Here is a 16,086-nt window from a genome sequence, read left to right as displayed (position 1 = left end):
TAAGTACAAGAAATGGCAAGTAAAATTGAAGTAAAAGACTTACTGGAAGCAGGTGTGCATTTTGGACACCTAACAAGAAAGTGGAATCCAAACATGGCTCCTTACATCTACATGGAGCGTAATGGAATCCACGTGATCAATCTCTACAAAACGGTAGCAAAACTTGAGGAAGCTAACGAAGCTCTTAAGAAAATTGCATCCTCAGGAAGAAAAATCCTTTTTGTAGCCACAAAAAAACAAGCAAAGGACATTGTAGCGGACAAAGTATCCAAAGTAAACATGCCGTACATCACAGAAAGATGGCCAGGTGGTATGTTGACCAACTTTGTAACCATTCGTAAAGCTGTAAAGAAAATGGCAGCTATCGACCGCATGAAGAAAGACGGTACTTTCAACACCCTTTCTAAAAAAGAAAGATTGCAAGTTGACCGTTTGCGTGCCAAGTTGGACAAGAACTTAGGTTCCATTGCCGACATGACTCGTTTGCCAGGTGCACTTTTCATTGTTGACACCATGCGTGAGCATATCGCAGTTAAAGAAGCTCAAAAATTGAACATTCCAATTTTTGCAATGGTAGATACCAACTCCGACCCTCGTGATGTTGACTTTGCCGTTCCTTCCAACGATGATGCTGGTAAATCCATTGAAATCATTATGGAATCAGTAACACAAGCAGTTGCTGAAGGTTTGGAAGAGCGCAAGAGCGAGAAAACTGGCGGAAAAGACAAAGAAGAAGCCAAGGCTGCCAAAACTGAAGAAGCTCCAAAGAAAGAGGAGAAAAAAGTTGAGGCTGCTCCAAAAGCCGCTGAAGAAAAGCCTGCTAAAAAAGCTGAGGCCGCTCCCAAAAAAGAAGAAAAAGCTGCTGAAGAAAAACCAGCCAAAAAAGAGGCTAAAGCCAAGCCAGATGACCTTACCAAAATTGAAGGTATAGGACCAAAAGCTGCTGAAGCGTTGGCTGCCAATGGCGTAGGCACTTTCGCTGAGCTAGCTGATGCTGATGCCGAAAAGGTTAAGGAAATCTTGACCGAGGCCAGCTCTACTTTAGCTCACTTGGACCCAACATCTTGGCCAAAACAAGCCAAAATGGCTGCTGATGGCAAATGGGACGAACTTAAAGAATGGCAAGACAACGTAAAAGGTGGAGTTGAATAAACCCACTGATTTAACATTGTCCTAAACAAAAACACTTTCATAGTGTTTTACTTTACATAAAATTTAAAAAGAAAAGAAAATGGCAAAGATTACCGCCGCAGAGGTAAATAAATTAAGAAAGACCACCGGAGCTGGAATGATGGATTGTAAAAAAGCTTTGGTCGAAGCAGAAGGTGATTTTGAACAAGCAATAGAAATCCTAAGAAAAAAAGGTCAAAAAGTTGCAGCAAAAAGAGCTGATAGAGAATCTTCAGAAGGTGCAGCCATCGCAAAAGTAAGCGGCGATAGCACTCAAGGTGTTGTTATCTCTTTGAACTGCGAAACTGACTTTGTTGCCAAGAACGATAGCTTTGTAAAACTTGCTAACGATTTGGCTGATTTGGCACTTGGTTACGACAGCAAAGATGATTTTCTTGCTGCTTCCATTGATGGTATGACCGTTGCCGATAAATTGACAGAGCAAACTGGTGTTATCGGTGAGAAAATCGAAATCGGAAGCTTTGAAAGATTGAACGCTCCTTTTGTTGGATCATACATTCATGCTGGAAACAAAATTGCAACCTTGGTTGGTTTGTCCGCCAATGTTGATGGTGCTGCTGAAGCTGCTAAAGATGTAGCCATGCAAGCTGCTGCCATGAACCCGGTTGCCTTGAACGAAGATGGTGTAGATCAGTCAATCATCGACAAAGAAATCGAAATTGCAAAAGATCAATTGCGTCAAGAAGGTAAGCCAGAGGAAATGTTGGATAAAATCGCTCAAGGTAAATTGAAGCGTTTCTTTAAAGACAACACTTTGGTAAACCAAGCTTTTATTAAAGACAGTAAGCAAAGTGTTGCTCAGTACGTTAAATCTGTAGATTCCAGCTTGGAAGTTACTGGTTTTTCAAGAGTAGCTTTGGGATAATCCCAAGAGATTACCATATAAAAAAAGCCCCTTTAAAGGGGCTTTTTATTTTTACACAATTGACCTATTTGCCTACTTTGATTTTATCAAAATATCTCCATTAAAAGTCTTTAGCAAAAGCTCAGGGCCGCCCCCGTTGATTTTACCTTTCAGCCATTGCTCCAGCTTCACTTTGTATTTACCCGAAGTTTGCTTTTTGTCCACTACGGGTTTATTCTCCACGATCGAAATATCAAAATCGGTGTAAATATCCCCCATATCAGATTTTGCTTTTACATTCGCTTTTACTGAACTGGAAAAGACAACTTCAACATCGCCATTAAAACTACTAAATGCCATATCGGCAATATTTCCAACACTTTTAAAGTCTGCTTTCACCTCTCCGTTGGTGGTGTTTGCCGTAACGGCACCTTCCACACTGCCCAAGGTTATGCTTCCATTGACATTACTGATCTCCATATCCCCAGAAACGTTTTGAACATTAATATCTCCATTGTTCACCGTACCCAACTTTAGCGAAAAGTTGGAAGGCACCTTAATATCGAAATCCGTTTTTCTGTTCCAAGCCTCATTATTAATGGCAACTACATTGTTATCTTCTTCGGCACTTATGTTTAGCCCAGAATTTCCAATCCGTTTCATACCATTTTTAGTCTTGTTCGACGTTTCTTCACCCTCAACAACAAAAACTTTCACTATAACATCTTTGCCCTCATAACCAGTTACCGTAATAGATCCACTGATTTGATTTAGTTTTAAGGTTCCTTCTTGCCCTGGACTGCTAAGTGGAACCGCAAATAAATCCACTTCCTTTTTCTGCGCTGATACTATTCCTGTAAAAAGAACTAGTCCAATAATTATTAGGTTTTTTATTCTTCTCATGTCTTTATATTTTTTTAATGAATACATTTCCGTTCAAAGTCTCAAAATCAAAATCAACTTTGCCCCCTCCTATCTGTACCACGGGCCTGGTCTCATACTTATATTTGGGCTTACCCGTACTGCCCTCTTTTTTATTTGTCTTCATAAACTGTTTGTCTATGTCAAAATCGGTGAACATTTCCCCATTCATGCTTTTGAAAGAGATTTTGGCCGAAAGAGACTCTTGATACGAAATATTAATGTCCCCGTTCAATGCATAATATCTAGAGTCAATACTCGGGTTTTTTGCATATGAAATATCCACATCACCATTAATACAATGTACTTTGGTCTTTCCCATAATATTTGAAAGGACAATCCCGCCATTCACATTATTTGCCTCTACATACTCGCCTTTGGTGTTTTTCACCAGTAATTCTCCATCATTCACCGTACTTACATTGATTTTTACGGCATTGGGAACTTTCAACTTAAAGTTCAACGTATGCTCATAGGGAATATCATCATTATTGTTGCACCAATTATACCGCAATTTTTCCTTGTCAAATTCTATATACGGGGCATTGGGATAAAGTATGACCCTATCGGATTCTTGCACAACTTCGAGTGTAAGCTCTTCTTTTCCCTGTTCTAAATCGTTGGCATTGTCCGCAGTAATAATCTTTTCAACTTCCAAAACAACTTCGTTACCACCATAACCTTCAACAGCAACAGAGCCAAATACATTTTTTACTACCAAACTATTGCCAGAAGTATTGGCAAGGGTGATATTTTTTCGAATTACCTCCTTGAATTCCTTTTGTTGTGCCTTTGCACTCCACACACCTATCCCTAGGGAAAGACATGTCATAACTAATAACCGTTTCTTCATTTTTTAAAAATTTTGACTGTTCGTAATTTGATTTTTGCCCAAAGGGCGATTGATAAATAAACTATATGATTGATTCAATACTTTTTTCGATTCTCTTTTTTACCGTGGTATCCAATTGCTTTTGCTTGAGCAATTGCCTGAACGGTTCTATGGAAGCCTTTTCCTGTAGTGCTACCATTAAATTGGCAAGGGTAATTTGTAAAATCGGAGACTCTTGATTTGCAATGGACTTCACCAAACCTTGTCTAACCAAGGGATTATCCACATAATTGGTCAAGGATTCCACAGCGGCCAATCGTACATTTACATTAGGGTCATGATTAAGGGTCTGCAAAAGGGCCTTGATTACAATATCATCTGCATTCTCGAACTTATTGGCTTCGCCCACCCCTTGCAATCTTTGATTGGCCGAAGGTTGATCTAAGAGTGTCAATACCAACTTTTGCCTTACCTCCGCTGTTTCATTGCCATTAACCGAAATTTGTGTTGGCTCATTTCGTCCCATCGATGGCGCCAAATAATAGCCCGCCCCCAAACCAATGGCCAGCAATAAAATTCCAAATGCCAATTGCGGCCTAAAAATGGCGAACAATCCTTCAAGAAAATTACCGCCCATAGAACTACTTCTTTTCTTATCTACTTCATTGGAAAGCATTTCAAAAAATGTTTCATCCATTTTAGCCGAGGGTTCTGGTGCGTCAAGCACGTCAACCATGTTCCAAGTATCTAACAAATCTGTATACCGCTCTTTATACTTGGGATTTTTATCCAAAAACTTCTCAAACTCCCTTGCCTTATCCAAAGACATGGTTCCCATCATAAAATCCATTGCTTCCAATTCAAATTTTCCTTCTTCCATCATGTCGTTTCCAATTGTAAAAAAATCGTTCTTAAATCCTTAAGTGCCCTATGCGTCCTGACCTTGGCAGCCCCTTCGGAACAACCTAGTATCTCGGCAATTTCATTCAACTTCAGTTCCCTGTACTTGCTCAATAGCAAAATTTCTCTTTTATCATTTGGTAAAAGGGAAAGGGCACGTCTCAACATAATTGCATTCCCATTTTGTTCCATAGCTTCATTTAGGCTATCCTCCGACCCCATTTCGGTATCTTCTGGAGCAATATCCCTGGATATGCCCTGTTTTGAAACCTTAATGTGATGATCATAGTTGATATTTCTTGCCATACTGAACATCCAGGCAGTGAACGAACCTTCTCCTTTATAAGATTTCCTGTATTTTAAAATTCTGACAAATACATTCTGCACTAAATCTTCACTTACCGAAGGATTGTTCCCCAAGTTGTAGAAGAAGCCAAAAAGATTTCTTTTATGCCGTTCATAGAGCAGGCCTAACTTATCCAAGTCGCCATTCTTTACTTTCATCATTAAGTTATTGTCGGTTAGGTTTTGCAATTTTCTGGTTTTTTAGGCCTGTTGAAGGATATACCGTACTTTTTTAAAAAGGTTACAGAATGTATGGATTTTTTTATTCCTTTTATTCTGGGTATATCTTATTTTTCTATGATTTCCCGTAAATAATTTTGATTATTTTTGTCCGGACTTCAAGAAACTCTCAATGCATTACAAAAGAATTTTATTAAAATTAAGTGGAGAAGCCTTAATGGGCGAACAACAATACGGTATAGACGCCAAACGATTGGACGAATATGCCGATGAAATAAAATCTGTGGTCGAGAAAGGTGTTGAAGTAGCCATTGTAATTGGCGGAGGAAACATTTTTAGAGGCCTTTCCGGAGCAAGTCAAGGAATGGATAGGGTCCAAGGTGACCACATGGGCATGTTGGCCACGGTAATCAACGGTCTTGCCCTACAAAGTGCACTTGAACTAAATGGAGTTCAAACCCGATTACAGTCTGCCATAAAAATCAATGAAGTAGCAGAGCCCTTCATTAGAAGAAGAGCCATTCGCCATTTGGAAAAAGGAAGAGTGGTAATTTTTGGAGGTGGCACCGGTAATCCTTATTTCACTACGGATTCGGCTGCAGTTTTGAGGGCCATCGAAATAAAAGCAGATGTTATATTAAAGGGCACCCGTGTTGATGGTATTTACACATCGGACCCGGAAAAAGATAAAAATGCCACCAAATTTGATTCCATTTCTTTTAACGATGTCCTTTCCAAAGGACTTAAAGTGATGGATACCACGGCGTTTACATTAAGTCAGGAAAACGAATTGCCAATCGTAGTCTTTGATATGAACACACGTGGCAACTTAATGAAAATAGTATCTGGAGAAAATATAGGGACCGTGGTCAATGTCTAAACTTGGCATACACTTTGGTTTAATTTTATAAATTTGATTGTTATGGACGAAGACGTAAAATTTATTCTTGATAGCACAAAAGAAAGCATGGAAGCAAGTATTGAACACTTGCAAAAAGCATTGACCAAAATTAGGGCAGGTAAAGCTAGCCCAATGATGCTTTCAACTGTAATGGTCGATTATTATGGTTCACAAACACCGCTTTCCCAAGTATCCAACATCAATACTCCCGATGCCCGAACACTTTCCGTTCAGCCTTGGGAAAAAAACCTATTGGCCGAAATTGAAACTGCCATCATGAATGCTAATTTAGGCTTCAACCCTATGAACAATGGTGAAATGGTAATTATCAATGTTCCACCTTTAACAGAAGAAAGAAGAATACAGCTTGCAAAACAGGCCAAAGGAGAGGCGGAAGATGCTAAAGTGAGCATCCGAAGTGCGAGACAAGATGCAAACAAAGAATTAAAAGCATTGGATATCTCCGAAGACCTATTAAAAAATGCTGAAGTTGATGTGCAAGAATTAACCAACTCCTATAGCGATAAAGTGGATACCATCTTGACCGCAAAAGAGGCCGAGATCATGAAGGTTTAAAACTTGGATTTTGACAGGAGTCTTTCCTAGGAACACAACATATCATTTTTTACCTTTGCGCCCAACAAAACCCACATGGTAGCAAAGCTCACTAAAGGATTTTGGCCTAAGGTCGCAAGAATTATCCTCCGTAATAGAATCCTCATTCTTTTAGGGGTTGTTGGATTTACCGTTTTCTTAGCGCTTCAGTGGAAAAACATGCGTTTTTCCAACACAGAAGCCAATATTCTTCCCGATGACCATCCAGCTAGTGTTCAATACAATGCTTTTACCAAAATATTTGGCGAGGAAGGCAATGCCATAGTTTTGGCCATCAAGGATTCTGCCTTGTTTACTCCCGAAAATTTCAACCGATGGAACACATTGAGCAAACAACTGGAAGCTTTTCCTGAAATTGATTATGTTATTTCCTTAGAAAACCTGAAAGAACTCATTAAGGATAACGACACCCAAACGTTCTCCATGGAGCCCTTAATAGCCGCTCCTCCCAAGACTAAATCTGAAATAGATTCGCTGACAAACCACCTTTTCAACGAACTGCCTTTTTACGATAATCTGGTTTACAATCCCAAAACCGGTACCATCCAAACCGTTGTTTATCTAGATAAAGATATTATGAACACGGCGGTACGAAACGAGTTTATTCTCAATGATCTCGCCGAGCTTGTAGATGACTTTGAACAAGAGACTAACATGGATGTCCGTGTTTCCGGAATGCCCTACATTCGAACTTGGAACACAAAATCCATTGTGGACGAAATCGGCCTCTTTATAGTAGGCGCACTGCTCGTAACCTCTATTATTTTCTTCTTTTTCTTCAGAAGTTTTAGGGCCACTTTTATATCTATGTGTGTAGTGATCATTGGGGTAATGTGGGCCTTTGGAATACTTGGCCTTCTCAAATACGAAATCACGATTCTTACTGCTTTGATTCCGCCGTTGATTATTGTAATCGGGATTCCCAATTGTATTTTCTTGATCAATAAATATCAGCAAGAAGTAAAAAAACACGGAAACCAAGCACTTTCCCTTCAAAGGGTGATCAGTAAGATTGGTAATGCCACCTTAATGACCAACATTACCACAGCTTCAGGATTTGCCACCTTTATCATATTGGACAGTGATTTATTACGAGAATTTGGTATCGTAGCCTCCATCAACATCATAGGCATTTTTATCCTATCCCTTCTGATCATACCCATTGTCTACAGCTTTATGCCGCTTCCCAAAACAAAGCACTTAAAGCACTTGAATAAAAAGTGGATGGACATTTTTGTCAATTGGATGGAGAACATAGTAAGAAACCATAGGATTGCCGTGTACATTACCACAGTTGCAGTTTTGGTATTGAGCATTATTGGAATTTACCAAATGCGGATAACAGGAAGTAGGATTGAAGATCTCCCCAAGAAAAGTCACTTTTACAAGGATATCCAGTTTTTTGAAGCCGAGTTTGATGGCATTATGCCCATGGAAATTGTGGTAGACACCAAACGTAAAAATGGGGTGGTAAAACCTGCCACGTTAAAACGAATGGACCGATTGGGAACGGTAATCGATGAAATTCCGGAATTATCGCGACCTATTTCTATTGTGGACTTAGTGAAATACTCCAAACAGGCCTTTTACAACGGAATTCCAAAATACTATCAGCTGCCAACGAGCCAAGAGAACACATTTATTATGAATGCCGTTCAAAAGTCATCCACCGAAGGAACAGATCTTTTGCAAAGTTTTGTTGACAGCACAGGCCAAACTGCTCGTTTGACCACGTACATGCGCGATGTAAAAATCGACCGTATGGAGGAAATTGAAAAGGACCTGCAAGAAGCCATCACAAAAGAATTTCCATCGGAACGATACGATGTCTTTATGACTGGGAAAGCTCTATTGTTCCTAAAAGGAACAAAATATTTGGTCAAAAACCTGTTATTGTCCTTAGCACTGGCCATTGGATTGATTTCACTCTTTATGGCTTATCTATTCCGGTCCTTTAAAATGGTCATCATATCCTTGGTGCCTAACTTACTACCACTGGTTATTACCGCAGGGGTTATGGGGTATTTAGGGGTGCCTATAAAGCCGTCTACCATCCTGGTATTTAGTATTGCCTTTGGGATATCGGTTGATGATACTATTCACTTCTTGGCCAAATACCGTCAAGAACTCACCGCGCATCGTTGGCACATCAAAAGGTCGGTATATGCCGCTTTGCGTGAAACAGGGGTGAGCATGTTCTACACATCCATTGTTTTGTTCTTTGGATTTTCCGTATTCATTATCTCAAGCTTTGGGGGCACCAAAGCATTGGGAGGTTTAGTTTCGGCCACTTTGCTTTTCGCCATGTTGTCGAATTTGATTTTGTTGCCATCGTTGCTACTGTCTTTAGAAAGAAGTATTGCCAACAAACAGGTGCTCAAAAAACCACAAATCGACATTTTACCCATGGACGAGGACAACCTCAAGGACAAATAGTGTTCGAAACGGCCATAAATTAGGCCATTCCATTGCCATCGTTTTTTATCAAAAACCTATCTTTACCAATTAAATTACGATAGTTTTAGAATGATGTCTTATTCCATAAAAGAATTGCTAGAAAAGCAACCCGTAGGAGATTCCGTTGAAGTAAATGGATGGGTAAAAACATTTAGAAGCAACAGGTTTATCGCCCTGAACGATGGGTCGACCATACATAATCTCCAATGTGTCGTAGATTTTGAAAATTTGGATGAAGCTTTGCTCAAACAAATTTCGACCGGAGCCGCCCTTAAAATAACTGGAACTTTAGAAGAGAGCCAAGGCCGGGGACAAAGTGTGGAAATCCAGACTACAGATATATTTGTGCACGGAACTGCCGACCCAGAGACCTACCCTATTCAACCTAAAAAACATTCGTTGGAGTTTTTAAGGGAAAAGGCACACCTTAGAGTGAGGACCAACACCTTTTCCGCTGTAATGCGAGTTAGGTCAGTACTTTCTTTTGCTGTTCACAGCTATTTTCAGCAAAACGGGTTTTACTATATGCACGCTCCCATCATCACAGGTTCCGATGCCGAAGGTGCCGGGGAAATGTTCCGCGTATCTACTTTGGATGCTAAAAAACCACCATTGGATGATGCAGGTGAAGTGGATTATTCCGAAGACTTTTTTGGAAAAGAGACCAACCTTACCGTATCAGGTCAGTTGGAAGCAGAAACCTACGCCATGGGATTGGGCAAAGTATACACTTTTGGACCCACATTTAGGGCCGAAAACTCCAACACATCACGTCACTTGGCAGAGTTCTGGATGATCGAGCCCGAGATGGCCTTCTTTGATCTGGATGCCAACATGGACCTTGCGGAAGATTTCATCAAATATATAATCCAATACGTTTTGGACCATTGCCAAGATGACCTGGAATTCCTAGAGAAACGCCTTTTGGACGAAGAAAAGACCAAGCCTCAAAACGAGCGCTCCGAAATGGCATTGATAGAAAAGCTAAAATTTGTGGTCGAGAACAATTTCAAAAGGGTATCTTACACAGAGGCCATTGATATATTAAAGAACAGTAAGCCGAACAAAAAGAAGAAGTTCCAGTTCCCTATTAATGAATGGGGTGCAGATTTGCAGAGTGAGCACGAGCGCTTCTTAGTAGAAAAACACTTTAAGTGCCCCGTAATTCTTTTTGATTACCCAGCAGATATCAAGGCATTTTATATGCGATTGAACGAGGATGGTAAAACTGTTCGCGCCATGGATGTACTTTTCCCTGGAATTGGTGAAATAGTTGGAGGTTCCCAAAGGGAAGAGCGTTTGGACGTGCTGGAGCAAAAAATCAAAGAACTGGATATAGATGCCAAAGAACTTTGGTGGTATCTGGATCTAAGGAAATTTGGTACTGCAGTACATAGTGGTTTTGGTCTAGGTTTTGAACGTATGGTACAATTTGCCACAGGAATGGGGAACATAAGGGACGTAATCCCCTACCCTAGAACACCGCAGAATGCAGAGTTCTAATTTGATTTTATTATTTTAAGAAAGTAAGATTGTAAATCATCAATCCGTATGCTGAAACAACATCTACAGTTTAAGCTTTCCCAGAAACTGTCTCCACAGCAGATTCAGCTCATGAAACTTATTCAATTGCCAACACAGGCTTTTGAACAAAAGTTAAAACAAGAGCTGGAGGAAAACCCTGCTTTGGAAAGTGGTAAAGAGGAAACCGATGCTTTGGATGATATTTACGACGACACATATGATGATTCCGGGGATAACGAGAGCATTGATACCGAGGAAATCAATATTGATGATTACCTGAGCGACGATGAAATTCCCGATTACCGCACACAAGCTAACAATTATAGTGCGGACGATGATGACAAAAGGGTTCCCTATGCTGCAGGAACATCGTTCAACCAATACTTGATCAATCAACTGAACACTGCTTATCTGGACGACCAAGAATGGGCCATTGCAGAATTTTTAGTGGGCAGCGTGGACGAAAGCGGCTATATACGCAGACCGCTTGCAGACATCATGGACGACCTTGCCTTCACACAGAACATCTATGTAGAAGAGGAGAAAATCGAGGAGGTTCTTAAGATTGTTCAAGATTTGGATCCACCAGGTGTAGCCGCACGATCTTTGGACGAATGTTTGATCATTCAACTAAAACGAAAAGAGCAGAAACCATCTGTTGAGCTGGCTATAAATATTCTTGAAAAGTCATTTGATCATTTCACAAAAAAACACTACACAAAGCTTATACAGAAACACCACATTTCCGAGGAGCAACTCAAAGAAGCTATTTTAGAAATAGAGAAACTCAATCCAAAACCAGGAGGATCCTATTCAGGGAACACCCGTATGATCGAGCACATTGTGCCCGATTTCTCCATTAAAATTGTTGATGGCGAACTGGAGCTTACCCTAAACGGGCGAAATGCTCCAGAGCTTCATGTTTCCAAGGATTACAGCAATATGCTGGAAGGCTATAAAAATGCCAAGGAAAAGTCGAAATCCCAAAAGGACACGGTGATGTTCATCAAACAAAAGTTAGATGCGGCAAAATGGTTTATAGACGCCATAAAGCAGCGACAGCAGACACTTTTTATCACGATGAGCACCATTATGGAATATCAAAAGGAATATTTTATGACCGGGGACGAGAGAAAATTACGCCCAATGATTCTAAAGGATATCGCGGACAAAATAGATATGGATGTTTCCACGGTTTCAAGGGTAGCCAACAGTAAATATGTAGATACGCCCTATGGAACCAAATTGATAAAAGATTTCTTTTCCGAGTCCATGAAGAATGAGCAAGGAGAGGATGTTTCCACCAAGGAAATAAAAAAGATTCTGGAAACCGTTATTCGGGACGAGGAGAAGAAAAAACCCCTTACCGATGCGAGATTAGCCAAAATTCTAAAAGAAAGGGGCTACCCTATTGCCCGGCGAACCGTTGCCAAATATCGGGAACAGCTTGGCATACCAGTGGCAAGGTTAAGAAAGGAAATTTGATGCGCCATATATTCCACATCATCTCATACCTATTCCACCCATTATTCATACCGATTGGAGGTACGATCGTCTATTTTATGATTGCTCCTTACAGTACTTTGGAAACCCAAAGCGGGAACATACTTCCTATTTTTATACTAACCGTAATTATCCCTATCATCTTTTTTTTGATCTTGAAAAACTTGGGGGTAATCAGTTCCATATTTTTACCAACCATACAAGAACGAAAATATCCTCTTTATATAAGCTGTATCATCTTTTTGATGATTCTATATAAAGTAATACCAAATAATTACGTAAACGAGCTCTTTTACTATTTTACAGGGTTGCTAACAGCTACTAGCGCTACACTTATTCTATTGTTCTTAAAATTTAAGACGAGTATGCACCTTTTGGGCATGGGAAGTATTCTAACCTTTATGATTGCCTTGAGTATTCATTTTGAAATCAATATTACCATTGCAATCAGCCTATTTACGCTTTTTACGGGGATGGTGGCTACTTCAAGATTATACCTTAAAGCACACACCAAAAACGAACTTTTGATAGGCTTTCTCCTTGGCTGTTGCTCCCAGTTGATTATTTTGAAATACTGGCTATAGGATATAGAATATCAATCCAATTCTAAGAACCCTAAAATCAATAGGATTACCGGCCTCAATGGTAGTTCCTTCCTTGAGTAAAGTATTTAAACCATAATAGGCATGAATGTTCCATGTATTGTACCCGAAATTCAATGTAAGTCCATATTGGAACTTTTCAATATCAGGATTGGAAAAAGTAGTATTACCTGTTTCTGTAACCAACTTGGACCTACCGGAAAAAACATAACCCAATCTGGCCCCGGCATAGATTCGCCAAAACTTATAATCCTCGGCGTTAGAAGTGCGCCATCTTAATTCGAAAGGGAGTTCAATGGCATGAGTGGCCAACTTACTCCTATTAAAATTGGATTCATCCACTATTTCATATAAGACCGCAACAGCTTCTTCGGTGGCCATCAAATTGGAATAATAGGAGTTTATGGCATAACCCAATCCCAAACCAATCCCAAAATTTCTTTTTCGATTTAATGGAATATCCTTAATAAAGCCAACTTGTAAATTATAGGAAAGATTACGTTGTGCAACATTATCCGGTTTATCAACTAAAACATTATAGCCAACTCCAATATAAAATTGATCTTCCAAGTATCTATCATCCACTTGTTGCCCATCAGATAAAGTGACTTGACTGAAAACAGGAACTGATAGCAACATAGCTGCCCCTAGTCCTAATCGAAATATGATACGAAACATGATGTGTTTGTTTTAAACAAAAAACGCCTCAAATTAAAAATTTGAGGCGTTTCCCACTAAATCTAAGCTATTGGCTACTGTAGATTGTTAAAAGCATCCCCTTCATAAGTGGTATAATTCACTTTAAGGGCATTAACTTCTCTCAATTGTTGCTTAATATCAGTGATAAGACCCATATTCGCGTCTTTATCAACCTTTAAAGCCGTAGTCAATACATTTTGAAGCTCTTGGGGTTTCTTTGCACGTTCTGCCAATATGAATGTACCAACTTCGTCTACGTTGGCAAATTTATCATTCAATTGAATCTTAGGCTCTGTACCAAAAACTTTTTGATATTCTTGTGTAGGTGTTCCTACATAAATGTAAATTACACGATCCTTCTTTTCCAACTTCTTTATTTCAGAGGCATTGGGAAGGGTATTGGCAACCATTAACGAACTATCTTTCATAGTGGTTACGGTCATAAAGAAGAACAATAGCATGAAAACGATATCTGGCAACGAAGCTGTTGACACCGCTGGCAAATCGCCATCCTTCTTTTTGGTAAACTTAGCCATATTAAATAGTTTTTAATTGGTTGTTGTTTCTGCTTCTGAAAGCTTTTGCGGGAACATATCTTGGATACGTTTCACTTTATCTTTCAATTCATCTCTTACGCTTGATGGGGTTTCAGGATTAAGATATTCTGCTTCCATTTTGGTGAAATCCCTACCGAACAAACGTTGTGCTTCTCGGTTACGCAAGTCATTGTAAGCACCAACCAATTCATTTTGAACGGTAATATAGGTACTGTACTTTGTCTCCCTGTCATTTTTTAATGAGATAATCGCTTTTGTTGGGTTATCTGATGAGGAAGGATTCTTTCTACCTTTACAGTAGCTACAAGTACCGTCTGCACCATTTTCCAAAAATGCCGTGGCAGCTTCTCGTAAATCCTTAATTTCCATTAGATTATCCTCAACTAAAAGTTGACCATTTCTATTGATATTAACAGTAAAAATGTTCTTCTGCTTAATTATAACATCTGTATCTGGCGGCTCAATTGGCGGCAACATACGATCCAAACCTGCATCTGTTTCAATGGTGGTGGTCACCAAGAAAAAGATAAGCAAGAGGAACGCAATATCCGCCATGGAGCCGGCATTTACTTCCGGTGCTCCTTTTCTTCTAGGCATAATTCAACTTTTTTACTTAACAAACATTCTTTTCAATCCTGGGAATACCATTAGGACCACAGCTAGTGCGGTTAGGATGAAAAATACATTCAATCCCATTCCAATGTTTTTCACAGTTCCTTCCGTGGTTTCAACTCCTCTTTCGGACATTGTTTCTACCACAGCCATATTATCAGATGAAAGCCCATAGGATATAGCCACAACAATGGCCAATCCGCCTATAGCAAACAAGGCTTTCTTAATGCTACCTTTAGTGGTGAACAATTTTGCCAATCCAAAAACTAATGACGTAATAACAGCAATAGCTAATAGGATATACATAATAATGAACATAAAGTTCATTGAACCACTATTAATGGCATTTGGATCATCGGCAGACGGAAGAGAGAACCAAAGCACGGCTGCAAGCAATCCGATGACGATGAGTAATATTTTTACTATTTTATTCATGATTCTCGATAGTTTTTAATTCGTAATTATTTTTTATGGGCAGCCAACATGTCAATCAATGCAATTGAGCTGTCTTCCATGTCATTTACGATACTATCGATTTTAGCAATAATATAGTTGTAGAAAATCTGAAGGATAATCGCTGTAATCAAACCAAATACAGTAGTCAACAACGCCACCTGGATATCACCTGCAATCAAGGAAGCACTCAAGTTCCCTACCGCTGCAATTTTCTGGAAGGCCGCAATCATACCGATTACCGTACCCATAAATCCAAGCATGGGAGCAATAGCGATAAACAAAGACAACCAAGAAACGTTTTTCTCCAATTGACCCATTTGTACACCTCCATAGGCAACAACAGCTTTTTCAGCAGACTCGATTCCTTCATCAACTCTATCCAAACCTTGGTAATAGATAGAAGCAACAGGTCCTTTTGTGTTTCTACAAACTTCTTTAGCAGCTTCAACACCACCAGAAGCCAAAGCGTCTTCAACTTGTTGTTTCAACTTAGTGGAATTTGTAGTTGCCAAATTCAAATAAATAATTCTTTCGATGGCTACAGCCAATCCCAAGATCAAACAAAGAAGTACGATACCCATAAAGGCAGGACCCCCTTGGATAAATTGCTCTTTCAATACTTGGGTGAAACCTTTGCTGGCTTCAGCTTCTTCTTGCAACATTGCTGCAGATGCAGTTGTAGTTCCCATCACAAACATTCCGGCAGCAGCCAGAGTAAAGGATATTTTTTTCATTTTACTTAAACTTAAATTTAGTTAGTTAATAATGTTAAAGATATAAAAATTTTATAATAGAAAAACTAAAATACCTTGCAGAGAGGAAGGGATTCGAACCCTCGATACACTTTTGGTGTATACACACTTTCCAGGCGTGCGCCTTCGACCACTCGGCCACCTCTCTATTGTTTCATTTAGGGCGACCAATAAACAAAAAAATAATTAGTTATA

Annotated in this window: 17 protein-coding genes and 1 tRNA gene; 8 read left to right on the top strand and 10 right to left on the bottom strand. The window is 39.5% G+C overall.

Translation table 11 applies throughout. From position 1 onward, the window contains the following. Positions 1-12: 12 nt before the first annotated feature. Both rpsB and tsf read left to right on the top strand, forming a co-directional pair. Positions 13-1,152, top strand: a complete 1,140-nt coding sequence (rpsB, locus tag D2V08_RS08530; RefSeq protein WP_119607608.1) for a 30S ribosomal protein S2 — start codon at positions 13-15, stop codon at positions 1,150-1,152. Positions 1,153-1,231: 79 nt separating this feature from the next. Further along, on the top strand, positions 1,232-2,056 hold the full coding sequence (gene tsf / locus D2V08_RS08525) for a translation elongation factor Ts (RefSeq protein WP_119607607.1): 825 nt from the start codon (positions 1,232-1,234) through the stop codon (positions 2,054-2,056). 72 nt (positions 2,057-2,128) lie between these two features. Here tsf and D2V08_RS08520 read toward each other — a convergent pair whose 3' ends face one another. The 4 genes from D2V08_RS08520 to D2V08_RS08505 form a co-directional block, all read right to left on the bottom strand. Beyond that, positions 2,129-2,938, bottom strand: coding sequence for a DUF4097 family beta strand repeat-containing protein (locus tag D2V08_RS08520; RefSeq protein ID WP_147374082.1), 810 nt, complete (start codon positions 2,936-2,938; stop codon positions 2,129-2,131). A 4-nt stretch (positions 2,939-2,942) separates the two neighbouring features. Continuing rightward, entirely contained in the window at positions 2,943-3,809 is an 867-nt protein-coding gene (locus D2V08_RS08515) for a DUF4097 family beta strand repeat-containing protein (protein ID WP_147374081.1), read from the bottom strand. A 61-nt stretch (positions 3,810-3,870) separates the two neighbouring features. Then, positions 3,871-4,671: a HEAT repeat domain-containing protein gene (locus tag D2V08_RS08510; protein ID WP_119607604.1), complete on the bottom strand. Its 801-nt coding sequence runs from the start codon at positions 4,669-4,671 to the stop codon at positions 3,871-3,873. Next, positions 4,668-5,195, bottom strand: a complete 528-nt coding sequence (locus D2V08_RS08505; protein WP_220473388.1) for an RNA polymerase sigma factor — start codon at positions 5,193-5,195, stop codon at positions 4,668-4,670. The genes D2V08_RS08510 and D2V08_RS08505 overlap by 4 nt, the downstream gene beginning before the upstream one ends. Before the next feature lie 190 nt (positions 5,196-5,385). On the opposite strand from D2V08_RS08505, the gene pyrH reads away from it, so the two are divergent. From pyrH to D2V08_RS08475, 6 genes are all read left to right on the top strand, one after another. Continuing rightward, positions 5,386-6,093, top strand: a complete 708-nt coding sequence (gene pyrH / locus D2V08_RS08500; RefSeq protein ID WP_119607602.1) for a UMP kinase — start codon at positions 5,386-5,388, stop codon at positions 6,091-6,093. Between the two features lie 42 nt (positions 6,094-6,135). Then, entirely contained in the window at positions 6,136-6,690 is a 555-nt protein-coding gene (gene frr / locus D2V08_RS08495) for a ribosome recycling factor (RefSeq protein ID WP_119607601.1), read from the top strand. Between the two features lie 75 nt (positions 6,691-6,765). Then, on the top strand, positions 6,766-9,165 hold the full coding sequence (locus D2V08_RS08490) for an efflux RND transporter permease subunit (RefSeq protein WP_119607600.1): 2,400 nt from the start codon (positions 6,766-6,768) through the stop codon (positions 9,163-9,165). A 90-nt stretch (positions 9,166-9,255) separates the two neighbouring features. After that, positions 9,256-10,689: an asparagine--tRNA ligase gene (asnS, locus tag D2V08_RS08485; RefSeq protein ID WP_119607599.1), complete on the top strand. Its 1,434-nt coding sequence runs from the start codon at positions 9,256-9,258 to the stop codon at positions 10,687-10,689. Positions 10,690-10,737: 48 nt separating this feature from the next. Then, positions 10,738-12,195, top strand: coding sequence for an RNA polymerase factor sigma-54 (gene rpoN / locus D2V08_RS08480; protein WP_119607598.1), 1,458 nt, complete (start codon positions 10,738-10,740; stop codon positions 12,193-12,195). Continuing rightward, the gene (locus D2V08_RS08475) at positions 12,195-12,797 is read left to right on the top strand and encodes a hypothetical protein (protein ID WP_119607597.1); all 603 of its coding nucleotides are present in this window, start codon (positions 12,195-12,197) and stop codon (positions 12,795-12,797) included. Before rpoN ends, D2V08_RS08475 begins: the two co-directional genes overlap by 1 nt. Here the strand turns inward: D2V08_RS08475 and D2V08_RS08470 are convergent. The 6 genes from D2V08_RS08470 to D2V08_RS08445 form a co-directional block, all read right to left on the bottom strand. Continuing rightward, positions 12,792-13,493: a porin family protein gene (locus D2V08_RS08470; RefSeq protein WP_119607596.1), complete on the bottom strand. Its 702-nt coding sequence runs from the start codon at positions 13,491-13,493 to the stop codon at positions 12,792-12,794. The two genes, D2V08_RS08475 and D2V08_RS08470, sit on opposite strands and share 6 nt — an antisense overlap. Before the next feature lie 74 nt (positions 13,494-13,567). After that, positions 13,568-14,050, bottom strand: a complete 483-nt coding sequence (locus D2V08_RS08465; RefSeq protein WP_119607595.1) for an ExbD/TolR family protein — start codon at positions 14,048-14,050, stop codon at positions 13,568-13,570. A gap of 12 nt (positions 14,051-14,062) precedes the next feature. Next, positions 14,063-14,668, bottom strand: a complete 606-nt coding sequence (locus tag D2V08_RS08460; RefSeq protein ID WP_119607594.1) for an ExbD/TolR family protein — start codon at positions 14,666-14,668, stop codon at positions 14,063-14,065. Between the two features lie 12 nt (positions 14,669-14,680). Then, the gene (locus D2V08_RS08455; protein WP_119607593.1) at positions 14,681-15,118 is read right to left on the bottom strand and encodes a hypothetical protein; all 438 of its coding nucleotides are present in this window, start codon (positions 15,116-15,118) and stop codon (positions 14,681-14,683) included. A gap of 26 nt (positions 15,119-15,144) precedes the next feature. Further along, a complete protein-coding gene (locus tag D2V08_RS08450; protein WP_119607592.1) occupies positions 15,145-15,873 on the bottom strand; it encodes a MotA/TolQ/ExbB proton channel family protein in 729 nt (242 codons plus the stop codon). Between the two features lie 78 nt (positions 15,874-15,951). Then, positions 15,952-16,039, bottom strand: a tRNA-Ser gene (locus D2V08_RS08445). Between the last annotated feature and the right edge of the window lie 47 nt (positions 16,040-16,086).

The organism is Flagellimonas lutimaris (assembly GCF_003581615.1).
In the GTDB taxonomy this organism is placed as follows: Bacteria; Bacteroidota; Bacteroidia; order Flavobacteriales; family Flavobacteriaceae; genus Flagellimonas; species Flagellimonas lutimaris.
This window is presented reverse-complemented; position numbering and strand designations above follow the sequence as displayed.